Origin of the sequence: Amycolatopsis thermalba (genome assembly GCF_023376025.1) — a bacterium.
Lineage (GTDB): Bacteria > Actinomycetota > Actinomycetes > Mycobacteriales > Pseudonocardiaceae > Amycolatopsis_E > Amycolatopsis_E thermalba.
In genome coordinates this window covers 2,875,495-2,900,545 of record NZ_CP091196.1, presented here as the reverse complement: position 1 = coordinate 2,900,545, position 25,051 = coordinate 2,875,495, and the positions used below count along the sequence as shown (strand labels likewise).

The 25,051-nt window shown below is 72.7% G+C and carries 22 protein-coding genes; 8 read left to right on the top strand and 14 right to left on the bottom strand.

Going from position 1 to position 25,051, the window contains the following annotated elements:
* Positions 1–219: 219 nt before the first annotated feature.
* Genes L1857_RS13980 through L1857_RS13950 form a run of 7 tightly spaced genes read right to left on the bottom strand, consistent with a single transcriptional unit; the run spans position 220 to position 6,578 of the window.
* Positions 220–1,206, bottom strand: a complete 987-nt coding sequence (locus L1857_RS13980; protein ID WP_094005167.1) for a transketolase family protein — start codon at positions 1,204–1,206, stop codon at positions 220–222.
* Positions 1,203–2,063: a transketolase gene (locus L1857_RS13975; RefSeq protein WP_116109586.1), complete on the bottom strand. Its 861-nt coding sequence runs from the start codon at positions 2,061–2,063 to the stop codon at positions 1,203–1,205. Before L1857_RS13975 ends, L1857_RS13980 begins: the two co-directional genes overlap by 4 nt.
* 49 nt (positions 2,064–2,112) lie before the next feature.
* The gene (locus tag L1857_RS13970) at positions 2,113–2,763 is read right to left on the bottom strand and encodes a GntR family transcriptional regulator (RefSeq protein ID WP_240323063.1); all 651 of its coding nucleotides are present in this window, start codon (positions 2,761–2,763) and stop codon (positions 2,113–2,115) included.
* A gap of 56 nt (positions 2,764–2,819) precedes the next feature.
* Complete coding sequence (locus L1857_RS13965; RefSeq protein ID WP_094005170.1) at positions 2,820–3,284, bottom strand: ribose-5-phosphate isomerase; 465 nt, start codon at positions 3,282–3,284, stop codon at positions 2,820–2,822.
* The gene (locus L1857_RS13960; protein WP_249465263.1) at positions 3,281–4,954 is read right to left on the bottom strand and encodes a dihydroxyacetone kinase family protein; all 1,674 of its coding nucleotides are present in this window, start codon (positions 4,952–4,954) and stop codon (positions 3,281–3,283) included. Before L1857_RS13960 ends, L1857_RS13965 begins: the two co-directional genes overlap by 4 nt.
* A gap of 14 nt (positions 4,955–4,968) precedes the next feature.
* Positions 4,969–5,742: an SDR family NAD(P)-dependent oxidoreductase gene (locus L1857_RS13955; protein WP_094005172.1), complete on the bottom strand. Its 774-nt coding sequence runs from the start codon at positions 5,740–5,742 to the stop codon at positions 4,969–4,971.
* A 23-nt stretch (positions 5,743–5,765) separates the two neighbouring features.
* Positions 5,766–6,578 carry a sugar phosphate isomerase/epimerase family protein gene (locus tag L1857_RS13950; RefSeq protein WP_094005173.1) on the bottom strand — a complete coding sequence of 271 codons (813 nt, stop codon included), beginning with the start codon at positions 6,576–6,578 and terminating at the stop codon, positions 5,766–5,768.
* Between the two features lie 187 nt (positions 6,579–6,765).
* Here L1857_RS13950 and L1857_RS13945 point away from each other — a divergent pair, with 187 nt between their 5' ends.
* Entirely contained in the window at positions 6,766–8,100 is a 1,335-nt protein-coding gene (locus L1857_RS13945) for an MFS transporter (RefSeq protein WP_094005174.1), read from the top strand.
* Positions 8,101–8,164: 64 nt separating this feature from the next.
* Here L1857_RS13945 and L1857_RS13940 read toward each other — a convergent pair whose 3' ends face one another.
* On the bottom strand, positions 8,165–8,773 hold the full coding sequence (locus tag L1857_RS13940) for a TetR/AcrR family transcriptional regulator (protein WP_116109588.1): 609 nt from the start codon (positions 8,771–8,773) through the stop codon (positions 8,165–8,167).
* 52 nt (positions 8,774–8,825) lie between these two features.
* Here L1857_RS13940 and L1857_RS13935 point away from each other — a divergent pair, with 52 nt between their 5' ends.
* Positions 8,826–10,988 carry a glycoside hydrolase family 3 C-terminal domain-containing protein gene (locus L1857_RS13935; RefSeq protein ID WP_116109589.1) on the top strand — a complete coding sequence of 721 codons (2,163 nt, stop codon included), beginning with the start codon at positions 8,826–8,828 and terminating at the stop codon, positions 10,986–10,988.
* Between the two features lie 47 nt (positions 10,989–11,035).
* Here the strand turns inward: L1857_RS13935 and L1857_RS13930 are convergent, their stop codons facing one another.
* From L1857_RS13930 to L1857_RS13910, 5 genes are all read right to left on the bottom strand, one after another.
* On the bottom strand, positions 11,036–12,160 hold the full coding sequence (locus L1857_RS13930) for an NDMA-dependent alcohol dehydrogenase (protein WP_094005177.1): 1,125 nt from the start codon (positions 12,158–12,160) through the stop codon (positions 11,036–11,038).
* Between the two features lie 29 nt (positions 12,161–12,189).
* A complete protein-coding gene (gene styD, locus L1857_RS13925; protein ID WP_094005178.1) occupies positions 12,190–13,644 on the bottom strand; it encodes a phenylacetaldehyde dehydrogenase StyD in 1,455 nt (484 codons plus the stop codon).
* Between the two features lie 126 nt (positions 13,645–13,770).
* Positions 13,771–14,514, bottom strand: a complete 744-nt coding sequence (locus L1857_RS13920) for an AAA family ATPase (RefSeq protein ID WP_116109591.1) — start codon at positions 14,512–14,514, stop codon at positions 13,771–13,773.
* A gap of 9 nt (positions 14,515–14,523) precedes the next feature.
* Positions 14,524–15,453, bottom strand: coding sequence for an AraC-like ligand-binding domain-containing protein (locus L1857_RS13915; protein WP_249465261.1), 930 nt, complete (start codon positions 15,451–15,453; stop codon positions 14,524–14,526).
* A gap of 73 nt (positions 15,454–15,526) precedes the next feature.
* A complete protein-coding gene (locus tag L1857_RS13910) occupies positions 15,527–16,834 on the bottom strand; it encodes an MFS transporter (protein ID WP_094005181.1) in 1,308 nt (435 codons plus the stop codon).
* A gap of 110 nt (positions 16,835–16,944) precedes the next feature.
* On the opposite strand from L1857_RS13910, the gene L1857_RS13905 reads away from it, so the two are divergent.
* The 6 genes from L1857_RS13905 (at position 16,945) to L1857_RS13880 (ending at position 23,687) form a co-directional block, all read left to right on the top strand.
* Positions 16,945–17,850, top strand: coding sequence for a DUF6772 family protein (locus L1857_RS13905; RefSeq protein WP_094005182.1), 906 nt, complete (start codon positions 16,945–16,947; stop codon positions 17,848–17,850).
* Between the two features lie 20 nt (positions 17,851–17,870).
* Complete coding sequence (locus tag L1857_RS13900; RefSeq protein ID WP_233157227.1) at positions 17,871–18,182, top strand: hypothetical protein; 312 nt, start codon at positions 17,871–17,873, stop codon at positions 18,180–18,182.
* A 15-nt stretch (positions 18,183–18,197) separates the two neighbouring features.
* Positions 18,198–19,220 carry a LacI family DNA-binding transcriptional regulator gene (locus L1857_RS13895; RefSeq protein ID WP_094005184.1) on the top strand — a complete coding sequence of 341 codons (1,023 nt, stop codon included), beginning with the start codon at positions 18,198–18,200 and terminating at the stop codon, positions 19,218–19,220.
* Positions 19,221–19,283: 63 nt separating this feature from the next.
* The gene (locus L1857_RS13890) at positions 19,284–21,095 is read left to right on the top strand and encodes a glycerophosphodiester phosphodiesterase (protein ID WP_249465256.1); all 1,812 of its coding nucleotides are present in this window, start codon (positions 19,284–19,286) and stop codon (positions 21,093–21,095) included.
* 60 nt (positions 21,096–21,155) lie between these two features.
* Positions 21,156–21,953, top strand: a complete 798-nt coding sequence (locus tag L1857_RS13885) for a crotonase/enoyl-CoA hydratase family protein (RefSeq protein ID WP_116109594.1) — start codon at positions 21,156–21,158, stop codon at positions 21,951–21,953.
* A gap of 138 nt (positions 21,954–22,091) precedes the next feature.
* Positions 22,092–23,687, top strand: coding sequence for a tannase/feruloyl esterase family alpha/beta hydrolase (locus L1857_RS13880; protein WP_205413172.1), 1,596 nt, complete (start codon positions 22,092–22,094; stop codon positions 23,685–23,687).
* 711 nt (positions 23,688–24,398) lie between these two features.
* On the opposite strand, the gene L1857_RS13875 is transcribed toward L1857_RS13880, so the two are convergent.
* A complete protein-coding gene (locus L1857_RS13875; RefSeq protein ID WP_249465254.1) occupies positions 24,399–25,043 on the bottom strand; it encodes a helix-turn-helix domain-containing protein in 645 nt (214 codons plus the stop codon).
* Between the last annotated feature and the right edge of the window lie 8 nt (positions 25,044–25,051).

Genomic DNA, 25,051 nt, shown 5'->3' with positions numbered 1-25,051 from the left:
ATGTCCCGGGCCGGCGGGGGCTGACGCCGCTGGCCGCACCCCGACCACCCCACCGCACCGGGGCGCAGACTCAGCCCAGCCCGGCCGGAGGGCCCGACCCGGAACCGGCCACGGTGGACACCCACACCCGACCGCCGCCCGAGCCCACCAGACGAGCCGACCCCACCCCGGAACCGACCCACCGGCCGCGCCCCGCTCACCCGACGCACCGGGGCGGACTCAGCCCAGCTCGGACAGCACCCGCTTCACCACGCGGTCCGTGGCCAGCCCGTACCGGTCGTGCAGCGTCGGTAGCGCGCCGGCGGCCAGGAACTCGTCCGGGAGCGCGACCGGCACGATCCGGCCGGCCACCCCGGCCCGCACCGCCGCCGAGGCGACCGTCTCGAACAGGCCGCCCACCACGGTGTGGTTCTCCAGCGTCACCACCAGCCGGTCCCCGGCGATCTCCCGCAGCACGGTCTCCGAGTCGAACGGCTTGATGGTCGGCGCGTGCACGACCGCCACGTCGACCCGGTGCGCGGCCAGCTTCTCCGCCGCCTGCAGGGCCCGCATCGTCATCAGTCCACTGGAGACGAACACGACGTCGTTCCCGCCGCGCAGCACGGCGGCCTTGCCGAGCTCGAACCGGTAGTCGTACTCGTCCAGCACCGTCGGCACCTTGCCGCGCAGCAGCCGCAGGTACGTCGGGCCTTCGCACGCGGCCAGCTGCGGCACGGCCTGCTCGATGTCGACCGAGTCGCACGGGTCCACGATCGTCAGGTTCGGCATGCCGCGGAAGATCGCGATGTCCTCGGTGGCCTGGTGGCTCGGCCCGTAGCCGGTGGTCAGGCCGGGCAATCCGCCGACGACGTTGACGTTGAGGTTCGGCTCGGCGATGTCCAGGCACAGGAAGTCGTAGGCCCGCCGCGCCGCGAACACCGAGTAGGTCGACGCGAACGGCACCAGCCCGACCTCGGCCATCCCGGCGGCGGCGCCGAGCAGCAGCTGCTCGGCCATGCCCACCTGGAAGAACCGGTCCGGGTGGGCCTGGGCGAAGACGTGCATGTCGGTGTACTTGCCGAGGTCGGCGGTCAGCCCGACGACCCGGCTGTCCCGCTCGGCGAGCGCGGCCAGTGCGTGCCCGAACGGCGCGCTGGTCGTCTTCTGGCCGGGGTCGGCGAACGAGGCGATCATCGCCGACGTGGTCAGCCGCTTGGTGGTGGTCACGCCCGCGCTCCTTCGTCCAGCTGCCCGCGGCAGATGTCCCACTCGTGCTCGTCGATGCGCATGAAGTGCGCCTTCTCCCGGGTCTCCAGCAGCGGCACGCCCCGGCCGATGCGGGTGTCGCACAGCAGCACCGACGGCTGCCCGTCCGGCCGCGCCCGCTCGGCGATCTCGTCGAAGGCGGCGAGCAGGGCGGGGATGTCGTTGCCGTCCACGCGGCGGACGAACCAGCCCGCGGCCGCCCACTTGTCCACGACCGGCTCGGTGCGCAGCACCCCGGCGGTCGGGCCGTCGGCCTGCAGCGCGTTGATGTCGACCATCGCGGTGAGCAGGCCGAGCCGGTGGTGCGCGGCGCCCATCGCGGCCTCCCACGTGGAGCCCTCGTCCAGCTCGCCGTCGGAGAGGAAGTTGAACACCCGCGCGGCGGACCCCTGCAACCGCAGGCCGAGCGCCATGCCGACGGCGACGGTGAGCCCGTGGCCGAGCGAGCCACCGGAGATCTCCATGCCCGGCGTGTAGGTCGCCATGCCGGACATGGGCAGGCGCGAGTCGTCCGAGCCGTAGGTCTCCAGCTCCTCGACCGGCACCACCCCGGCTTCGGCCAGCGCCGCGTACAGTCCGATCGCGTAGTGCCCGGTGGACAGCAGGAACCGGTCCCGCTCCGGCCACTCCGGATCCTCCGGCCGCAGCCGCAGCTGATCGGTGTAGACGGTGGCGAGCAGGTCGGCGGCGCCGAGCGCCTGCCCGACGTAGCCCTGCCCCTGGGCCTGGCCCATGTTCAGGATGTGGTGCCGCATGCGGTGGGCCGCCGCGGCGACGCGCTCGGCACGGGTGGCCGACGGCGCGATCGATGCAGTCATGAGTGATCGCTTCCGTGATGCGGGCGGGACGACCGCCCGGGAAGAGGAGTCAGTTCTCGCCGGTGATCTCGATGCGCGGGCGGGTGCGCACGGTGCCGAACAGCAGGGCCTGCGCGGTGGCGACCATGTGCTCGGAGATCACGCTCTGCGTCTTGACCGGGTCGCCGGACTCGATCGCCGTGACGATCTCCAGGTGACGGCCCGGGCTCATGTTGGACAGGGCGCGTTCCAGGCCGCGGTACATGATGCACATGCGGATGGGTCCTTCGAGCAGCTTCCACGAGCGCACCAGCGCGTCGTTGTCGGTGAGCTCGACCAGCAGTTCGTGGAAGGCGAGGTCGGCCTCGATCTGGGCCTCCAGCGACACCCGGGTGGCGCGCGCCATCCGGTCGACCGCGGCCCGCAGGCGGCGGCAGTGCTCCTCGCGGTAGTAGCTCGACGCCAGCGTCTCGCCGGCCAGCGCCTCCAGCGCGGCCCGGACGGTGAAGGTGTTGATGATGTCCTTCTCGCTGATCGAGCGGACGGTGACGCGGCCGCGCTCGCCGTACTCGACGAGCCCCTCCTGCTGAAGCTGGCGGAACGCCTCGCGCAGGGTGCCGCGGCTGATGCCGAGCTGCTCGGAGACCTGCACCTCGCCGAGGTGGCTGCCGGGCGGGAACTCGCCGGTCGTGATGGCCTGGCGCAGCGTGTCGACAGCCATCTGCCGCAGGTTGCGGTTCGGCTCCTTCACCACGCGCGCCCTCCCCGGGCTGGTCGTCAACACCGTTCGTACTCGCTGATCAACGATACCTTCGCCGCGCTGGCGGACCGCTCGTCGAAGGTGTATCCCAGCCACTCTGCCACGAGGCGCCGCGCCAGCTCCAGCCCGATCACCCGCTGCCCGAGCGTGAGCACCTGGCAGTTGTTGGACAGGATCGAGCGTTCGACGGAGAACGAGTCGTGCGCGGTGGTGGCCCGCACGCCGGGCACCTTGTTGGCCGACAGCGCCATGCCGATGCCGGTGCCGCACACCAGCACGGCCCGGTCGGCCTCGCCGTCACGGATGGCCTCGCCCGCGGCGAGCCCGATCTCCGGGTAGGGCCGGTGCACGTCGTCGGCGCCGCGGTGCACGCCGAGGTCGATCACCTCGGCCACCCGCGGATCGGCCCGCAGGTCCGCGGCGAGCTGTTCCTTGTAGTCCAGGCCGGCGTCGTCGCAGCCGACCACGATGCGGTAGTTCACCGCGTCCCTCCTGCCAGGTAGTCCGAAACTGTCCGCGCGATCAGGGCCAGCGACACGGCTCCCGGATCGGGGGTGCCGACGCTGCGTTCGGCGAGCGGGCGGGCCCGTCCCTTGCGCGGCACCAGGTCCGCGGTGGCGCGCGCGGCTTCCTCGGCCGCCGCCGCGGCCTGGGCCCAGGTGCCGGATTCGAGCCGGTCCCGGAACGGCACCAGCGCGTCGACCAGGGTCTTGTCGCCGGGTTCGGCGCCGCCGAGGGACATCACGCGCTCGGCGAACGCGGTCACGGCGGCGCGGGCGTCGATCGCGCCGCCGCCGATTTCCTCGCCCGCCGCGCGCAGCCCGGCGCCCCACAGGACCCCGGAGGTGCCTCCCGCGCGGGCGGCCCACTCGTCCCCGGCAGCGGCGAGCACGTCACCGGCCCCGGCGCCCGCGTGCCAGGCGGCCTCCGCGGCGGTGACGGCGGCGTCGATGCCGCGGACCATGCCGCGGCCGTGGTCACCGTCGCCGGCCACCGCGTCGATGGCGCCCAGCTCGGATTCGGCTTCGTGCAGGGCTTTCCGGACCGCGCGCAGCCCGTCGAGCACGGACGCGGCCAGTTCCCGGGACTCGGCGGAGGCCTCGGCGAAGCGCGGGGCGTCGTCGGTCACCTCCGCGACGGCCTCCTCACCGGTGTCCACGGTGATGGCGCCGCGGCGGAAGGCGGGTGTCCACGCGGGCGCGGTCCACAGCCGCTCCAGCTCGTCGTCCAGCCAGGTCACGGTCAGCGACACCCCGGCCATGTCGAGGCTGGTGACGAGCTCGCCGACCTCGGGCTGCACCAGCGTGTGGCCGGAGTCGCGCAGCAGCCGGCTCACGTCGGTCCACAGCACGAACAGCTCCTCGTGCTTGACCGAGCCGAGTCCGTTGAGCAGGACCGCGATCCGCTCCCCCGCCCCGGCCGGTTTCTCGGCGAGGATCCGCCGCACGAAGTCCCCGGCCAGCTCCCGCGCGGACGGCCGCGGCACGTCGCGCAGGCCGGGTTCGCCGTGGATGCCCAGCCCGAGGCCCATGTGCCCGTCCGGCACGGTGAACAGCGGGGCGTCCACGCCGGGGAACGTGCAGCCGGCGAACGCGGTGCCGATCGTGCGGGTCGCGTCGTTGGCCTTGCGGCCCACGCGGACCACCTCGCCGAGGTCCAGGCCCTCCTCGGCGGCCGCGCCCATCACCTTGAAGACGGTGAAGTCCCCGGCGATGCCGCGGCGTTCACCCGGCCGCTGCGCGCTGGCGATGTCGTCGGTGACGACGACGTTCTCCGCCCGGATGCCCTCGGCCCGCAGGCGTTCGGTGGCCAGGCCGAAGTTCATCACGTCCCCGGCGTAGTTGCCGTAGGCGAAGACGACACCGGCGCCGGAGTGCGCCGCCCGCGCCACCGAGATCGCGTCCTGGGACGACGGCGAGGTGAACAGGTTGCCGCTCACCGCGCCGTCGGCCAGGCCGGGCCCGATGATGCCGTAGAAGGCCGGGTAGTGGCCGGACCCGCCGCCGGGCAGCACGGCCACCTTGGGCCGCGCCGGACGGGCGCGGCGCACCGCCCCGCCGGGCACGCGCCGCACGGTGCCGGCGTGCAGCTCGCAGAACCCGGCCAGGGCGTCTTCGGCGAAGCTCGCCGGATCGTTGCTCAGGTAGGTCATCGCGTTCTCCGTCCTCAGTGGAGGAACGAGCCGCCGTTGATGTCGATGGTCGTGCCCTGCAGGTAACCGGCGTCCTCGCTGGTGAGCCACGCGATCACCGCGGCGACATCGTCCACAGTGGCCTGACGGCCGAGCGGGATGCCCTTGACGATGGCGGCCTCCAGCTCGTCGGTGGTGCCGACGCGGATGTCGGTGTCCACCGCGCCCGGGGCGACCGCGTTGACGGTGACCCCGGCGTCACCCAGCTCGCGGGCCAGCGCCTTGGTGAAGCCGAGGATCGCGGCCTTCGCCGAGCTGTACGGGGTGCGGCCGAACACGCCGCCGCCCTGCTGGGCCGACACCGAGGACATGTTCACGATCCGGCCCCAGCCGGCCTCGATCAGGTCCGGCAGGAACGCCTTGGTGACCAGGTAGGTGCCGGTCGCGTTGACCGCCATCACCTTGTTCCACAGCTCGAGCGTGGTCTCCAGGAACGGCACCGGCGAGGTGATGCCGGCGATGTTGACCACCGCGCCGACCGCGGGCAACCGTCCGGCGCCGACCTCGGCGCGCACGGCCTGGTAGGCGGCGAGCACGGACGGCTCGTCGGCCACGTCGACCCGGTGGGCGAACACCGGCGCGCCGGTCTCGGCGGCGATTTCGTCGGCGACCGTCTTGGCGGCCGGCTCGTCCAGGTCCAGCACGGCCACGGCCCAGCCGTCGCGGGCGAGGCGGGCGGCGGTGGCCTTGCCGATCCCGCGGGGCGCGCCGGCCCCGGTGATCACGGCGGTGCGCTGCGTGTCAGGCATGTCGGTTTCTCCTCGCGTGGGGTTCACAGGCCGGCGATGTAGGCCGCGGCCTTGACCGCGGCCGCCGGCCGTTCGTCGTCGGTGACGTCCCGGGTCTCCAGTTCCAGGGAGCTGGCGCCCTGGTAGCCCGTGGCGCGCAGCGCGGCGAAGGTGGCCGCGAAGTCGACCACCCCGTTGCCGATGCTGTGGTTGATGTGGCCCGGGGTGGCGTCGCGCAGGTGCACGTGGGCGATGCGCCCGGCGAACCGCTCGGCGTAGGCGGCGGGGTCACCGCCGGAGGCCACGATGTGGCTGGTGTCGAGCACCAGGCCCACGGCCGGGTCGAGCCGGTCCGCCAGCAGCCCGGCCAGGCCGGTGTTCCAGCACAGGCGGTGGAAGTGCGGGGCCTCCACCCAGATGGCGACGCCGTGCCCGGCCGCGGCTTCGGCCGCCCCGTGCAGCTGGGCGGCGATCAGGTCGAGGTCCTCGTCCAGGGTCGCGACCGGGTCGTGGGACTGGGCGCCGCAGGGCAGCACGAGCGCGTCCGCCCCGCAGGCCGCGGTGAGGTCGAGCAGGCGGCGCAGGTGGGCCGCCCGCTCGGCCTCGTCGTGCGGCCGGTTCAGGTCACCGATGTCGCCGTTGACCGACCGGACCCGCAGCCCGGAGGCCGCCACCTCGGCGGCGACGGCGCGCACCGCGTCGTCGGTCAGGTCGTAGGGCACGTGGTCGCAGACCCCCGGCAGCGCGCCGAGGTCGATCTCGCCGAACCCGCACTCCGCGATGACCGCCAGCGCCGACGGCAGTGGCAGGTGCCGGAAGCTGATCGTCGAGCAGCCCGGCCATCCGGTTCGTTTCATGAGCGGGAATGTTAACAGAGAAGTGTCAACAGGCAAGGTTTCCGCAGAATTCGCCGGTGACATGCAGGTAGATGCCGAAGCGCACTGTTGACATACCTGCCTCAGCAACGCACGATGTCCTGCATTGTTAACAGGCGGGCACGACGACGTAGGGTCGTGGTGGCCCCTGACAGGAAGGCAATCGACAATGCGCAGCGAAGCGCTCACCATGCGCGGCCCGGTGCACGGCACGCCCGATGCGCGCCGCGTCGCCTGGGGCTCCACCGCCGGGGCCGTGATCGAGAGCTACGACTTCATCGGCTTCGGCACCGCCGCGGCCCTCTACTTCGGACCGGCGTTCTTCCCCAACGCCTCGCCCGTGATCGGCACGCTGTCGGCGTTCGCCACGCTCGGTGTCGGGTTCGTCGCGCGGCCGATCGGCGGCATCATCGGCGGGCACCTCGGCGACAAGATCGGCCGGAAGCCGGTGCTGGTGGCGTCCCTGATCGTGATGGGACTGGCCACGTTCGCGATCGGCCTGCTGCCGACGTACGAGACGGCCGGCGTGCTCGCCCCGGCGCTGCTGGTGACCGTGCGGATCATCCAGGGGGTGGCCTACGGCGCCGAGTGGGGCGGCGCGATCCTGATGACCTACGAGCACGCGCCGTGGCGCCGCAAGGGCGCGTTCACCGGCATCGTGCAGGCCGGGTTCCCGATCGGGCTGCTGCTGGCGAACCTGGTGTTCCTGGTGTCGGTGAACCTCTCCGGCGACTGGGCGTGGCGGGTGCCGTTCCTGGCCAGCCTGATCCTGGTGATCGTCGGCCTGATCGTGCGGGCCAAGGTGCCGGAGTCGCCGGTGTTCGAGGACGTGCGCGACAGCGGCGACATCGTGAAGGCGCCGATCGTGCAGGTGCTGCGGGAGGACTGGCGCAACGTGCTGCGCGGCATCGGGCTGCGGATCGCCGAGACGGCCGGTTACGCGGTGGCCATCACGTACATGATCTCGTACCTGAAGTCGGCGGAGCTGGCCTCCAGCGGCGAGACGATCATGGCGTTGTGCATCGCCTCGGCGGTGGGCATCGGCGCGACGGTCGCGTGGGGCGGGCTGACCGACCGCATCGGGCGACGCCCGGTCTACCTGTGGGTCACGCTGTTCGGCGCGCTGTGGGCGATCCCGATGTTCCTGCTGGTCAACACGGCGTCGATCATCGCGATCGTGGTCACGGTGGTCGTGTCGTACGCGGTGTGCCAGAACGCGCTCGCCGGGGCCCAGGGCGCGTGGTTCCCGGAGCTGTTCCAGGCGAAGACGCGCTCTTCGGGGGCGTCGCTGGCGTACCAGATCTCGGCGATGATCTCCGGGGTCACGCCGTTCGTGACGACGCTGCTGTTCCTGTGGCTGGGCTGGCTCGGGCCGGCGCTGCTGTTCCTCGCCTACTCCGCGCTGGGCCTGGTGTCGGCGCTGCTGACGCGCGAGACGTGGGGCCGCGCCGAGCGCGAAGCCGCAGCCCGCGCGACGGCGGAGACGCCCGTGGCGGTGGGCTGACCGGTTCGGTGGGCCGCCACCCCCGGCGGCCCACCGCTCACAACCGGCATGGCCCTCACCGCCCTCACGGCCCCGCGAACAACCGCGCCGCCGCGGCTCGCCACTCCGCCACCAGGTCCATGCCGGCCGGATCGCGCAGCCACTGGATCTGCAGCCCGTCCATCACCGCCATCACCTGGCGCGCCAGCGACTCCGGATCGGGCACGCGGCCGGTCACCATCGCCGTGAACTCGGCCAGCACCCGCTCCTGCCGGGCGGCGAAGTAGGCCGCCGCGGGGTGGCCGGGCGCCAGCGACTCGGCCTGCAGCACCGAGAACAGCCGCACGATCTCCGGCTGCGTGGCGTTGCGCCGGACCAGCGCCTCGCACGCCTCGGCCAGCGAGATCCCCCGCGGCCAGCCCCCGGCCCCCTCGGACAGGCCCAGCTGCCCGGCCAGCGACCGGAAGTCCTCGGCGTCCCGGTGGTCCAGCACGGCCAGCAGCAGCCCGTCCTTCGACCCGACGTGGTGCAGCAGCCCGGGCACGGTCAGCCCGCACGCGTCGGCCACGTCCTGCATCGACAGCGCCCAGAACCCGCCCTCCCCGATCAGCCGCGTCGCCACGTCGAGGATCTGCCGGCGCCGCTGCGCCGCGGGCAGGCGCGTCCGCTCCCGCCGTGTGTTGACTGCCGCCATGCCGGCATCCTAGGTTACCGAGTACCTACTAGGTACTAGGTAAGGACGCCACGTGGAGCCTGATCCCACCGTCGCCGACCAGGCGGCCCTCACCAGCGGCAACGACTTCTGGCACACCACCCCCGCCGCCGGCCTGCCGTCGATCACCGTCACCGACGGCCCGCACGGCGTGCGCCTGCAGGCGAGCGAGCACGACGTGGTCACCGGGCGCCCGGCCACCTGCTTCCCGCCCGCCGTCGCGACGGCCTCCACCTGGGACCCGGATCTGCTGCGCCGCATGGGCGAGGCGCTCGGCGACGAGTGCCGCGCGATGGACGTCGCCGTGCTGCTCGGCCCGGGCATCAACCTCAAGCGCACCCCGCTGGGCGGCCGCAACTTCGAGTACTTCGCCGAGGACCCGCTGCTGACCGGCGTGCTCGCCACCGAGTGGGTGCGCGGTCTGCAGAGCCGCGGCGTGGGCGCGTCGCTGAAGCACTTCGCGGTCAACAGCCAGGAAACCGACCGCATGCGGATCAGCGCCGACGTCGACGAGCGCACGCTGCGCGAGATGTACCTGCGCGCGTTCCAGCGGGTGGTGACGCAGGCGCGGCCGTGGACCGTGATGTGCTCGTACAACCGGATCAACGGCGTCCACGCGAGCCAGAACCGCTGGCTGCTGACCGAGGTCCTGCGCGACGAGTGGGGGTTCGAGGGTGTCGTGGTGTCGGACTGGGGCGCGGTCGCGGACCGGGTGGCCGCCGTCGCCGCGGGGCTGGACCTGACCATGCCCGGCCCCGACGACACCGGCGACCGCGCCCTGGCCGAGGCCGTCGCGGACGGGCGGCTCGACCCCGCGGCCCTGCGGACGGCCGCGGACCGGGTGCGCGCGCTGGTCGAGCGCGCCGGCGAGCGGGAGCCGGCCGGGTACGACGCCGACGCCCACCACGCGCTCGCCCGCGAGATCGCCGGACGCGCGATCGTGCTGCTCAAGAACGAGGGCGGGGTGCTGCCGCTGCGGGCGGGCCAGTCGCTCGCGGTGCTCGGCGAGTTCGCCCGCACCCCGCGCTACCAGGGCGGTGGCAGCTCGCAGATCACGCCGACGCGGCTCGACGGCGCCCTCACCGCGCTCGCCGGATCGGCGCCGGTGCGCTTCGCCCCCGGCTACGACGACGTGGACGAGGCGGTCGCGCTCGCCGCGGACAGCGATGTCGCGCTGGTCTTCGTGGGCAGCGAGCACGAAACCGAGGGCGCCGACCGGGAAAGCCTGGACCTGCCCGCGACGCACCGCGAACTGATCGAGCGCGTCGCGGCGGTGAATCCCCGCACGGTCGTGGTGCTGTCCAACGGCACCGTGGTGCTGACCCGCCCGTGGGAGGCCGCGGTGCCGGCGATCGTGGAGGGCTGGCTGCTCGGCCAGGCCGGCGGCAGCGCGATCGCGGACGTCCTCTTCGGACGCGTCAATCCGTCCGGACGGCTCGCCGAGACCATCCCGGTCCGGCTCGCCGACCATCCGTCCTTCCTGGACTTCCCCGGCGAGAACGGGCACGTGCGTTACGGCGAGGGGATCCACGTCGGCTACCGCGGCTTCGACGCCCGCGAGCTGGAGGTGGCCTACCCGTTCGGTTTCGGGCTGTCGTACACCACGTTCGAGTACGGCGAGGCGCGCGCGACCGCGACGGACGCGGGCATCGAGGTGCGGGTGCCGGTGACCAACACCGGCGACCGGGACGGGCGTGAAGTGGTGCAGGTGTACGTGAGCGTGCCGGGCTCGCGCGTGCGCCGCGCACCGCGGGAGCTGAAAGCGTTCGCCAGCGTGCCGATCGCGGCGGGTGAGACGGCCGAGGTGGTGCTGCACATCGCCCGCGAGGACCTGGCCTACTGGGACACGCGCCTGCACCGGTGGATCGTCGAGGGCGGCGAGTACCACTGCGCGGTCGGTTCGTCCTCACGCGACCTGCACACGACGGCGATGGCCGAGGTGACCGGCGACGACGTGCGGGTACCGCTGACCGGGGAGTCCACAGTGGCCGAATGGTTCGCCGACCCACGCGGCGCCGAACTGCTGGGACAGGCCTTCGCCGCGGCCGCGGGCAGCGGCCCGATCGGACGGCTGGTGGCCGACCCCGCGACGATCTCGCTGGTGGGCAGCCTGCCCCTGAGCCGGATGTCCGCCTTCCCGGGCAGCCCGCTGACCGCGGAAGCGCTGGCGAAACTGATCGCCGAAGTCAACGGGTGAACACGGACGGCCCGGCGCCCCCGTCGGGCGCCGGGCCGTCCGCCGTCTCAGTCGAAGACCACCAGGCCGCGGATGTTGCGGCCGGCGTGCATGTCCTCGTACGCCTGCGCCACCTCGTCGAGGCGGTACTCCGTCGTGATCAGCTCGTCGAGCTTGAGCTGGCCCGCCTGGTACATGCGCAGCAGGTTGGGGATGTCGCGGCGCGGGTTGGACTCGCCGAACAGCGAGCCCTGCAGCCGCTTCTGCATGAGCGTCAGGTCGCCCAGCGCGATCGGCGCCCCGGCCTCGGTGATGTTGCCCAGCCCGGTCAGCACGACCGTCCCGGCCTTGCGGATCGACGCCAGCGCCTGGCCCACGTGATCACCCTGCACGACACCGATGGTGACGATGGTGGCGTCCGCGCCCTGCCCGTTGGTCAGCGACCGAGCGAAGTCGGCCGCCTCCTCGATCGTGGCGAACGCGTGCGTCGCGCCGAACACCTTCGCCTTGTCGCGCTTGAACTGCACCGGGTCCACGGCGATGATCGTCTTCGCGCCGGCGTGCGCCGCGCCCTGCAGGGCGTTCGCGCCGATCCCGCCGATGCCCATCACGATCACCGTCGCGCCGGGCTTGATGTTCGCCGAGTTCACCGCCGAACCCCACCCGGTCGGCACGCCGCAGCCGACCAGCGCGGCGGCCTTGAGCGGGATGTCCTTGCCGATCTTGACCACCGAGTCGACCGACGCGGTGGTGTACTCGGCGAACGTCGAGATGCCGCACTGCTGCCCGACCGGGTTGCCGTTCTCGGTCATCCGGAAGCTCGCCGGGTCGTCCGCGCGCGCCCCGGTCAGCAGCGACGCGCCCAGGTCGCACAGGTTGGACAGCCCCTGCGCACAGAACTCGCACTTGCCGCACGCGGGCAGGAACGAGAACACGACGTGGTCGCCGACCTCGTAGCCGGGCGTGTTCGGCCCGACCGCGGTGACGACACCGGCGCCCTCGTGCCCGCCGACGTACGGGTAGACGGCGACCGGCACGTCACCGGTGGCGACGTGGTCGTCGGAGTGGCACAGGCCGGACGCGGCGAGCTTGACGGTGACCTCGCCCTGGCGCGGGTCGTCCAGCTCCACGGTGGCGGTCTCGTAGGTGCCGGGGGCCTGGCGGACCAGGGACACCTTGGTGGTGATGGGCATGCTTCGCTCCTCCTCGAGCCGAAGTGTCCTCAAAGGACTACGGTGACGACCTTTTCCTCGGTGTTGGCGAGGATTCCGCTCCAGCCCAGCTCGCGGCCGACGCCACTGGACTTCATGCCGCCCCACGGCAGGGCCGCGTCGATCGGCGCCCAGCCGTTCACGCCGACCGCACCGGCGCGGACCTGCCCGGCCAGGGTGTGCGCGGCGCTGACGTCACGCGTCCAGATGGTGGCGGCGAGGCCGTAGGTGGTGGTGTTGGCGATGCGGACGGCCTCTTCCGGGTCGTCGAACGGGATCACCGAGCCGACCGGGCCGAAGATCTCCTCGCGCGCGATCGTCATGTCGTTGTGCACGTCGGCGAAGATGGTCGGCTGGACGAAGAAGCCGGGCCGCTCGGGGCGGCCGCCGCCGGCGACGAGCCGGGCGCCCTCGGCGCGGCCCTTCTCGATGTAGCCGAGGACGCGCTCCTGCTGCTTCTTGTTGACCAGCGCGCCCATCGTGGTGGCCGGGTCGAGCGGGTCGCCGAGGACCTGCTGGTTGGCGGCGCCGGCGAGGGCGTCGACCACGTCGGAGTACAGCGAGCGGTGCACGAGCACGCGGGTGCCGGCCGCGCAGACCTGGCCCTGGTTGAAGAACAGGCCCATCGCGGTGCCGCCGATGGCCGCTTCGAGGTCGGCGTCGGCGAGGATGATCTGCGGTGACTTGCCGCCCAGCTCCAGGGTGATGCGCTTGAACGACCGGGCCGCGGCGACGCCGACGTGCCGGCCGACCTCGGGGCTGCCGGTGAAGCTGATCTTGTCGACGTCCGGGTGGTCGACGAGCGCCTGGCCGGTGACCTCGCCCAGGCCGGGCAGGACGCTGACCACGCCGTCGGGCAGGCCGGCCTCCTTCAGCAGCTTGGCCAGGTGCAGGATCGACAGCGGCGCGTCCTCCGGCGGCTTGACCACGACGGTGTTGCCGGCGGCCAGCGCGGGCGCGAGCTTCCACGCGGTGATCATCAGCGGGGTGTTCCACGGGATGATCGCGGCGATCACGCCGACGGGTTCGCGGCGGGTGTAGGAGTGGGTGGGGCGGCCCAGGTAGCCGTCGGTGGGGATGACCTGGCCGGTGATCTTGTCGGCCCAGCCGGCGAAGTGGCGGAACGTGCGGGCGGCGTTGGGCATGTCGAGCACGGCCGGCTGGCCGAGGGGCTTGCCGATGTCGAGGGCTTCGAGGCGGGCCAGCAGCTCGGCGTCGCGGTCGATCAGGTCGGCGACGCGGTTGAGGATCCGGCCGCGCTGCGAGCCGGGCAGGGCGGCCCACTCCCCCGACAGCTGGGCGCGGGCGGCGGCGACGGCGGCATCCACGTCCTGCGGCGACGCGGCGGCGACGTCGGCCAGCTTCTCCTCGGTCGCCGGGTTGAGGTCGGCGAACGTGCCCCCGGTGCCGTCGCGCCACTGGCCGGCTAGGAAGAGCTGGCTGGGGAAGGTCTCGGTGGTGGTCACGGGCGGTGCTCCTCGGCGATCGGCGTCGATCACGACCCGGACGGGTCGCCTGCCCCGAGGATGCGGCACGTCACACCGGCCGGTCTTGCGTCTGCGCGCACGGCTCTTGTGCCTGCGCGCACCGGCTCACTCCCCGGCGAGGAGATACCGCAGGTACCGCTGCGGCGCGGCGAGGAAATCCCGCGTCAGGCGCACCGGCAGGGCGTCCTCGTAATCGACCTGCTCGATCTCCCCGCTGTCGCCGATCTCGTAGATCGTGGCACCGGGCAGCGCGAGCAGGATCGGGGAATGCGTGGCCGCCACGATCTGGCTGCCCTGCTCGGCGAGTTCCGCCAGCCGCGCCAGCACCGCCAGGCACCCGCGCACCGACAGCGCCGCCTCCGGCTCGTCCAGCAGGTACAGGCCGTGCGGACCGAACCGGTGCGTCACCAGGTCCAGGAACGACTCCCCGTGCGAGCGTTCGTGCGGCGAAACGCCCCCGTAGGCGGGCAGCAGGGGCGGCGATCCCGGGTCGCGGTCGAGGCGCTCGATCTCGGAGGCCACGTTGTAGTACGACTCGGCGCGCAGGAAGAACCCGGTGCGCGGCTTGACGGCGCCCCAGGTCAGGACCAGGTGGTCGCCCAGGGTGGACTCGCTCGCGCGGGTCGCGAACCGGAAGCTCCGGCTGCCGCCCTCGGGGTTGAAGCCCGCGGCCACCGCCAGCGCCTCGACCAGGGTGGACTTGCCGCTGCCGTTCTCGCCGACCAGGAAGGTCACCCCGGGTGCCAGCGGCAGGCCGCCGGAGCGGGACAGGTGCGCCACCGCGGGCAGGGTGAACGGGTAGCGCCCGCCGTCCGCGTCCGGGGCCAGCCGGACCCGCTGCACGAACACCGGCGTCCGCTACCCCGCCACCAGCTGCGCCCGGTGCTCCCGCGGCGTGCGGCCGTACCGGGCGCGGAAGGTGCGGCTGAACTGCGCCGCGTCGACCAGGCCCCACGACGCCGCGATCGCCGCCACCGGGCGGGTCGCCAGGGCCGGGTCGGCCAGGTCGTGCCAGCACCGCTCCAGCCGGCGGTCCCGGATCCAGCCGGTGATCGTCGCGCCGCGGCGTTCGAACAGCTTCTGCAGCTGGCGCAGCGACACGTGCACCGCGGCGGCCACCTCGGCCGGGCACAGCCCCGGGTCGGACAGGTGCTCCTCGATGTAGCGCTGCGCGGCCGTCACCACCGTGTCCGCCGGCGGCTCGCCCTGCGCGGCGAAACACGCGGCCAGCATGTCCACCGCGGCATCGGACAGGAAAGCCGCCTCCGGCCCGGGCTGGGCCACCCGCGGATCCAGCCCCCGCAGCAACGCCGACGTCAGCGCGCCACTGCCACCCGAGCCGGGGATCGTCACGGCGGTCAGATCGTCCACCCGGGGCGCCCGCGGCTTCAGCCGGCGCCGCGGCACGACCAGCACCAGCATCTCGAAGTCGTCGTCGAAGACCAGGTCGTAGGGCCGGTTCGTGTCGTACACCGTCAGATCGCCGGGCGCCAGCCGCGCGGTGCGGCCGTCCTGCTGGACGACGCCGTGCCCGCGCAGCTGCAGCCCCACCTTGTAGAGGTCGCCGGCCCCGCGCCGGATCAGGCTCCGGGTCCGGCGGGTGACCTGGCGCGTCGAGCTGACGACGGACACCTGCAGGTCGGCCATCGGGCGGGCGGCCACCCGCCCGTGGAACCGGTTCCCGATCGAAACGACGTCCAGCGGCACGAACGCGCGGGCCAGCAGGTCGCGCCAGGACTCCAGGCTCGTCGTGGTGCCGGCGTCCAGCGTCATCGGGAACGCGCCCACCTCGGCCTCCTCGCCTCGAATTACCGAACGTCCGGTCGGGTTGGCGTCATGGTACGTGCCGGCGTGCCGGGCGTCACCCTCCCGCCGCAGTCGGCACCGGCGAGGCGTCGCGGCGGCGCAGGTGCTCCGGCTCGGCGATGAACCGCGCGCCCAGCACCGACAGCAGGCACAACAGCCCGCACACCAGCGCGATCGGCCAGGTCTGCCCGCCGGACGCCGAGGTCAGCGCGGCCGCCACGAACGGGATGCACCCGCCGACGAGCGCGCCCGCGATCTCGCGCGTGAACGTCACGCCGGTGTAGCGGTAGCCGACCGGGAACAGCTCGGACATCATCGTCGCCTGCGAGGCCAGCGTCAGGTCGTTGCACAGGGTGTAGAGCATCACCAGCGCCGCCCAGATCACCACCGGCGTGCCGGTGTCGAGCAGGAAGAAGAACGGGTAGAACAGCAGCGCCGCCGCGGTCGCGCCGGTCATCATCACCGGCCGCCGCCCGAACCGGTCGCACAGCCAGCCCGCGGTGGGCACGGTGACCACCTTGAGCGCGTTGGCGATGACGATGCCGAGCAGCCCCACCCACGCCGCGGTGCCGACCTCCTTCGACAGGTAGCTCAGCGCGTACACCGAGGGCAGGTAGCTGATCACGTTGGGCGCGACGGAGATCAGCATGCCGGGCAGGATCTTCCGCCCGGACGTGGCGAACAGCGCCCGCAGCGGCGCCCGCGTGCTGTGGCCCTCCTTCTTGGCGCGCTCGAACTCGGGGCTGTCCGGCACCTTGAGCCGCACGATCACGCCCGCGACGCCGACCAGGCAGCTGAGCAGGAACGGGATCCGCCAGCCCCAGCCGGTGAAGTCCGCATCGGACATCAGCGCCGAGGTCAGGAAGAACACGCCGGTCGCCACCAGCGAGCCGACCGCGTTGCCCAGCGTCGGCGCGCTGGCGTTGATGCCGCGTGCCCTGGTCTCGGCGTGCTCGGCGGACAGCAGCATCGCCCCCGCGTACTCGCCACCGGCGCCCAGGCCCTGCACCACCCGCAGCAGCACCAGCGCGACCGGCGCGAACACGCCGGCGGTGGCGTAGCTGGGCAGCAGGCCGATCAGCGTGGACGCCACGGCCATCACCATCAGGGTCACGAACAGCATCGTGCGGCGCCCGACGCGGTCGCCGAGGATGCCGATGATCACGCCGCCGACCGGGCGGGCGAAGAAGCCGACGGCGAACGTGGCCAGCGACGACAGGGTCGCGACGACCGGATCACCGGAGGGGAAGAACACCTGCGGCAGCACGAGGGCGGCGGCCGTGCCGTAGAGGGAGAAGTCGTACCACTCGAGTGCCGTGCCCACGGTCGAGCCCACCGTGGCCCGGCTGATCCGGAGTCTCATCGCCGACCCTTCGTTGCGTCTCGCGAACGTCTACATTAACGTTCATGGTGGCGACAGGCTACGAGTTCGCTTTCCCTGCGGTCAAGAGACAAGGAACCGCTTTGACTTCCATGAACGTTAATGAGACGGCGCTGGCGAAGTACAACCCGCTGTCCCGGGTGCTGTGCTTCGACCGGTTCGACTCCACCACGCACGGCTGGACCGAGCTGCTCGGCAACTACGACGGGCGCGGCGACCTGGACACCGTGGACGACCACATGCGCGACTTCCGCCCGCCGCAGCTGTCCTCGTGCACGTTCTTCGACGTGGGCACGCACGGGACGCTGAGCGGCAACTACGCGCTCAAGCTCGCGACCCGCCCCTACCCCGGCCACACCGCGACCGGCATCCGCCGCCTGACGATGGCCGGCCGCGGCCGCGTGCGGATCGAGACCCACTTCGCGTTCAAGGCCGAGGCCACCGTGGGGCACGAGGCGCCCGCGTCGGTGCACTGGGACGGCAACCGGCACCCGTCGGAGTCGCAGTTCGGCGCGTTCACCGTCGCCACCGACATCTGCTCGGACGGCGGCCTGCGCTACCACAACGTCATCCGCTACCAGAACACCAACCTGGACGGCGAGATGACGAACCGCTGGATGTACCCGGTGGTGCCGGAGCCGACGCCGCGCGACCACCAGGAGGGCAAGTTCGCCCTGCCCTACGCCGCCGACTTCACCGCGCCGGACCCGGACGACTGGCGCACCTTCGGCGAGCCGCTGGAGATGTGCGTCAACGAGGTGCCGACCAAGATCAACTGGCACTACCTGCGGTGGGACATCGACACCAGCACGCGGTCCAATGTGGAGCTCCAGCTCAACGACCGCGTGATGGACATGCGCGACGTGCCGGTGCCGCCGTACCCGGACCGCTACGGCACGCTGGACAACCTGCTCAACTTCTACTTCTCGGTCCGCACGCACTGCGGCGTGCGCAACTTCCTGTTCCTGGACTCGGTCCTGATCTCGGTGGAGTGGTGAGGCACGACATGCGCTCGACGATGACGGCTGTGCTGGAACGCAACACCGTGGTGCGCGAGGACTTCGCGACCGAACCGTACGAACTCCCGTGGGCGGCCGAGGCCCGGTTCTTCGTGCAGGCGCTGGAGGCGGACGGCCCGCTGGTCTTCCGCACCGAGATCTCCCCCGACGGGCTGCACTGGTGCCCGCTGGACGAGGCCGAGCACCGCATCGACTCCCCCGGCCTGATCACCTGGCCGGTGAGCGGGTTCGGCCAGTGGCTGCGGGTGAGCTGCACCGTGGGTCCCGGCGCGACCGGGAAACTGCGCATCTATCTTGTTGGCAAGGGTTGATCCGGAGGTCGGCTGGTGGTGCGCGCTCGGCGGGTCACGTTGCGTGACGTCGCGGACAGGGTCGGTCTGTCCGCGAACACGGTGTCGCGCGCGCTGTCGGGCAAGGACCAGGTCAGCGAGGCCACCCGGGAGATGATCGTGGCCGAGGCCCGTCGGCTGGGGTACGTGCCGAACAGCCACGCCCGGTCGCTGGTCTCGGGCACCACGATGGTGCTCGCGCTGGTGATCACCAACCCGTCGAACCCGTTCTACGCCGCGCTGATCTCCGCGGTGGAGCGGCAGTGCCGGGTGGCCGGGTACTCGGTGCTGCTGCTGGTCACCGAGGAGAACGAGGACAACGAGGAACGCGCGGTGCAGCAGCTGCTGCGCTTCGGCGTGGACGGGGTGCTGGCGGTGCCGATCCAGCACCGGCCCGGGGTGTGGGCGGAGCTGTCCGCGGCCGGGCTGCCGGTGGTGCTGCTCAGCCGCGACATCCCGGAGCTGGGGTTCGACTTCGTGGGCATCGACGTCGAGCAGGCGGTGGCGGACGCGGTGTCCCGGGTGGCCGGGCCGGGGCCGGCGTGGCTGTTCGAGGAGGACCTGGAGATCAGCACGGTGGCCGCGCGCATCGCCGGGTTCCGGCGGGCGCTCGGCGGTGATTCGCTGGTGCTGAAGGTGCCCGGGCACCGGACGCGGGACGCGGCGCTGCCGTGGCGCCCGGACGACGCCCACCGGCTCGCGGCCGGGCTGATCACCCGCGAGCACCACCCGGACCTGGTGGTCACCGGCAACGACTACTTCGCGCTCGGGGTCTACAAGGCGGTCCGGGAGTGCGGGCTGACCGTCGGCGAGGACGTGCGCGTGCTCGGCTACGGCGACCACCCGTTCGCCGCCTACCTGGAGCCGGGCCTGACCACGATCCGGCTGCCCGCCGACGACGTCGGCACGGCCGGGGTGGAGCTGCTGCTGCGGCGGATCGCGGACCCGGACCGGCCCCGGGAAACCGTGCGGTTGAGCGCGGAACTCATCGAGCGCGGCTCGGCCCGGGTCGTGCGCTGATCGTCGCCGGACGGCCAGCAAAGATCAACCATCCGGCCACAATCCGGACATAGCGTCCGGCGCATGAGACGCACTCCCCACCGTCCGGTGGCGGCCGCGCTGGCCCTCGGCCTCGCCGCCGCGCTGGTCCCCACACTCGCCGCCGCCGCGCCCGGCGACGTCGTCGTCCGCGAGTCCTTCGATGGCGCCGCGCTGCCCGCCGGGTGGACCCCGGTCGCCGGCACCTGGCAGGTCAGCGGCGGGAAGCTGACCAACACCGCGCCCGGCACGCTGTCCCGGATCACCTTCGGCACCCACCTGGAGGACTTCCGCGCCGAGGCCACCATCCGGTTCGACGCGATCACCAACTCCAGCCGCTGGGCCGGCCTCGTCCTCGACACCGCGCCGGACGGGGCCGTGCCGTGGAGCCAGGCGATCATGCGGTCGGCCTCCACCGCCACCAACGGCATCGAGTTCGCGCAGCGCACCGAGGCCAGCACCTGGAACGTCACCGACACCGCCGCCGCGCCGCACGACGCCGGCACCGGGCGCGACATCCGCGTCGCGATCGAGGTGCACGGCAGCCGCGCCACCTGGAGCTTCGACGGCACGACCGTGTTGAGCACGACGAAGCTGCGGCGCAGCGCGTCGGGCGTGTTCGGGTTCATCGCCGACGGCGCGAAGATCAGCGTGGACGACGTCGTGGTCACCCAGCTCGACCCGCTGCCGGTGACCCAGCCGGACGGCGCGCTGCCGCTCACGGTCGCCCACCGCGGCTACTCCGCGGTGGCGCCGGAGAACACGCTCGCCGCGGTCGAGGCCGGGGTCCGCGCGGGCGCCGAGTACGTGGAGATCGACGCGCAGACCACGCGCGACGGCGTGCCGGTGGTCATGCACGACAACACCGTCGACCGGACCACCGAGGGCACCGGCGACATCTCGACGCTCACCGCCGCGCAGGTGACCGCGCTGGACGCCGGGGCGTGGTTCTCACCGGCGTTCGCCGGGCAGAAGGTGCCCACGCTCGGGCAGGTGCTGGACCTGATCCGCACCAGCGGATCGACGCTGCTGCTGGAGATCAAGGGCCCGGAGACCCGCGCGGAAACCGCGCGGATCCTGGACGAGGTGCGCAGCCGCGGCATGACGCGGCAGGTGCTGGTGCAGAGCTTCGACGAGCAGGTCCTGCGGGACGCTCGCGCGATCGCGCCGGAGATCCCGCTGGGCCTGCTGCGGGGTGCGGTGGACGCCGATCCGGTGGCGACGGCGAAGGCGTTCGGCGTGGTGACCTACAACCCGTCCGCCGCGGCGCTCCTGACCCGGCCGGACGCGGTGTCCCGGTTGAACGCGGCGGGAATCGCCGTCATGCCCTACACCGTGAACGACGCGGCGACCCGGCGGAAGCTGGCCGACGCCGGGGTGGACGCCATCATCACCGACCGGGCCGGGGAGCTGGCCGGGTGGCGCTCGGGCCAGGCCGCGCCCTCGGTGACGGTCTCGGTGCCGGGCCAGCTGCGGCGGTACGTGCCGGCGCCGGTCGCGGTGTCGGCGCGGGACGCTTCGGCCGTCTCGGTGACGCTGGACGGCGCGCGGATCGACCCGGCGGCGCCGCTGGACCCGCGGTCGCTGGCCGCGGGCACGCACGAACTCGTGGCGACGGCGACCGGTCCGGGTGGGACGGCGTCGGCGTCGGCGAAGTTCGAGGTCGTGGTCGACGTGACGGGGGTGCGGGTGCTGGTCGCGGAGGCCGGGGCGCGCCCCGAGCAAACGGCGACGATCCTGCGGCACCTGGACGCCGGGCACTTCGACCAGGCCGCGGACGCGGTGCGCCGGGCCGGGTTCGCGCCGGAGCTGGAGCGGATCCTGCTGGCGGACCTCGCGCTGATCGCGGGCCGCTGACCGCGGTGGGGTGGCGGGGTGATCTTGTCCCCGCCACCCCCTCCGGGTGAGACTGGCGCCATGGACCGCGTCAGCATCGAGATCAGCCAGGGCGTCGCCGATGTGCGGCTCAACCGTGCCGACAAGCGCAACGCCCTGGACCCCGCCATGTTCGCGGCCCTGGCGCGCGCCGGGGAGCGGCTGAAGTCCGAGCCGGGGCTGCGGGCTGTCGTACTGTCCGGCGAGGGGCCGGACTTCTGCGCGGGCCTGGACTTCGCCGCGTTCCAGGCGATGCGCTCCGGCGACCGGATCAGCGCGGACGTCGACCTGCCGCCGTCGGACGGGCCGGCCAAGGCGACCGGGCAGCGGGCGGCCCACGTGTGGACCGAGCTGCCGGTGCCGGTGATCGCCGCGATCACCGGGCACGCGCTGGGCGGCGGGCTGCAGGTCGCGCTGGGCGCGGACATCCGGATCGTCGCGCCGGACGCGAAGCTGTCGGTCCTGGAGATCAAGTGGGGGCTGATCCCGGACATGACCGGCACGCAGGTGCTGCCCGAGCTGGTCGGCCGGGACGTGGCGAAGGAGCTGACGTTCACCGGCCGCGTGGTGAGCGGGGAGGAGGCGGTCGCGCTGGGCCTGGCGACGCGCGTGGCCGGCGATCCCCGGGCGGAGGCGCTGGAGCTGGCCCGGTCGATCGCCGGACGCAGCCCGGACGCCATCCGCGCGGCCAAGCGCCTGCTGGACCTGCCGCGCGACCCCGAGGCCGGCTTCGCGGCCGAGCAGCGGGAGATCACGGCGCTGATCGGCAGCCCCAACCAGGTCGAGGCGGTGACGGCGTCGTTCGAGAAGCGGGCGCCGCGCTTCACGGATCCGGCCTGACGCGGAGCTACCAGCTCGTGGGCCCGTCGTGTCGATCAAGCACATGACGCCCTGACCGACGGTGTGGTGCGCCGACATGGTGAGTCGTCCCGCCCGCTGCCTACCCTGGCGATCTCGCAACGGTGGGAGGGATCGTCGATGAGAAGGTCTGTTGCCGTGCTCGTTCCGGCGCTGGCGGCCGCGGCACTGGCCGCACCGGCGCACGCGGATCCGGTGGCCCGGTGCACGGAGCTGGCCGGGCTGGCGATCCCGGCCGCCGCGATCGGCCTGCCGACCAGCGGCGGCACGGTGACCGCGGCGCAGGTCACCGGCGGGTACTGCCAGGTGGACGCGGCGCTGCACCCGGTGGATCCGGCGGCGCCGGACATCCGGATGCGGGTCGCGTTGCCGGCGGAGTGGAACGGCAAGGCGCTGATGTTCGGGGGCGGCGGGTACAACGGCACGATCCCGAACGTGGCCGGGAACGTCCCCTTTGGACCGGTGGGCGGGGCCACTCCGCTGGCCCGCGGCTACGCGACCTTCGCGAGCGATTCGGGCCACCAGGCCTCGCCCACGCACGTCCCGGCTCCTTCGCTCGACGGCTCGTTCGGGGTGAACGACGAGGCGGTGCGCAACTTCTCCGGCGACGCGCTCAAGAAGACCCGGGACGCGGCCGTGTTCGTGATCGCGCAGCGGTATTCGGCGCGCCCGTCGTACAGTTATTTCGCGGGCGGGTCGACCGGTGGCCGGGAGGCGCTGGCCGTGGCGCAACGGTGGCCGGCCGATTTCGACGGCGTGATCTCGGTGTACCCGGCGTGGAACGCGGCGAGCCTGGATTTGTTCTTCGGCTACCAGGCGCAGGTGTTGTCCCAGCCGGGCGCGTTCCCGAACCCGGCGAAGCAGGCTCTGTTGTACCGCAGCGTGATCCGGGCTTGTGACGGCCAGGATGGCCTGCGCGACGGCGTGGTCTCGGACGAGGCGGGGTGCCGGTTCGACCCGCGGGTGCTGCGTTGCCCCGGCGGGGCGGACACGGGTGACGCGTGTTTGTCGGACGTGCAGATCGGGGCGGTGAAGGCGCTTTCGGAGCCGCTGCGGTGGAAGTACCGCGTGGCGAGCGGCGAGCGCGGCTACCCCGGTTTCCCGTTCCTGTCCGGCGCCGCGATGACGACACCACTGCTCGGCATGGGCACGGTCGCCCCGGCCACCCCGATGCCGGCGGCCGCGGGGTACGGGGTGCAATTCTGGGACCAGTGGGCACGGTACTTCGTGACGCGGAACCCCGGTTTCGACGCGCTGACGCTGGACCCGCGCCGCCCGGGCCCGTGGCGGGAGCGGATCAGCGAGCTGACCGCGCTGCAGGACGTGAACAACGCGGACCTGGGCCCGTTCGCCCGGGCCGGCGGCAAACTCCTGCTGCTGCACGGCACGGCGGACGAGCTGGTGAGCCATCGGTCCACAGTAGACTACTTCCAGCGCGTGGAACGCACGCTGGGCAAGCGGGCAACGGATTCCTTCGCGCGGTTCTACCTCGTCCCCGGCGCGAACCACGCCAATGTGGGAGCCGCGTTCCCAGCCGCCTGGGACTCGCTGACCGCGTTGGAAACCTGGACCGAACACCAGGCGGCGCCGGTGACCCCAGTGGTGACCGACGCGGCAACGGGCCGGACCCGCCCACTGTGCGAGTACCCGGCCTGGCCCCGCTACCGAGGCGGTGATCCAGCCACAGCGAGCAGCTTCAGCTGCGCCCGGCGCTGACGGCGCGCCAGCGCCGTGCAGTGCACCCACGAAGCTGGGTGGTCATCCCGTCGCCTGACACGTGACGATCACCTTGAGCCAGGGCCGCAACCCGGGCCGCCAACCGGCGGCCGACCATGCCAACCTTGCGGCCCTGGCTCAAGGTGATATGCACAAACCGGAAGGCGACGGGATGACCACCCGGCGACCACCTGCCCGAGGTGAGACAACAACGGTCCCCCGTCATCCCGGAGCCTGCCCGTCCGGCGAGGACATCTTTTGATCTTTAGTCTTGCTTTTGGGCAGGCGGGGAGTCCGCCCTGCGGGCGGGAAGCGCCTCACGGCGCCGAACGGTCACCTTCCGACCACCCCCGCCCCCGATGCCTGATTGTGTTTCAGTCGCCGAGCAGGCGTGTCAAGGCGGGAAAGAGTACCTTGACACGCCTGATCGGCGACCAAAGACCGGCTGTGGATCGGGGGCGGGGGAGGTCTGGTTGGGGTAGTCGGTGCTGTTGCGTTGCCGGCTTGCGGTTCGCAAGGCTGCCGCGCGGCCCCGGGGCGTAGTCGGGCCGCTTGTGTTGCCGGCCGCCGGTTCGCAGGGCTGCCGCACGGCCGGCCGACTGCCGGACCACTACCGTTGCCGGCCGCCGGCACTCGGCTGCCGCACGGCCAGCCGACTGCCGTGCCACTCCCGTTCCCGCCCGCCGGTTGTGTGTCACCACCGGACCGGGCTCACCCCTCCGGTGCCACCTCCCCATACGCCACCACCGACAGGAACCTGATCGGCAGCTTCACCAGCTCCCGCGGTCCGTGCACCCCTTCACCGTCCAGTTGCAGCGCATCGCCGGGGCGCATGGTGTAGCTGGCCTCTCCGTGGCCGTACACCATCTCCCCCTCCAGCATGTACAGCAGCTCCGTTCCGGGGTGCTGGAAGAGCGGGAACTCCTCACTCCGTTCGGTCAGCGTGACGATGTGCGCTTCCATCCGCTTGTGCGGCCCCCGCAGCGCACCGAGCAACGTGTAGTCGTGGCCCACCCGCGTTCCGCGTTGCACGATTCGCGCTCCGGCGCCCGCCGGGGTGTAGACCGCCTCGCGTTGGGTGTCGGCTGCCCGGAACAGCGCGGTGACCGGCACGTCGAACGCGTCGGCCAGGCGGTCGAGCGTCGTCAGGCTACAAGAAATCGTCGCGTTCTCGATTTTGGACAGCATCGCCACCGAGATGCCCGTGCGCGCCGCCAGCTCGGCCAGCGTGTGGCCGTGGGCGTGCCGCAGCTGGCGCACCTGCCCGGCGATCGCCCGCTCCAGCCTGCCCTGCCGCGGCGCCGGCTTGTCGACCTCGCGCGCGGCCGGCCCGGCCGGTGCCTCGTCCTTGCTCACGACTGCCC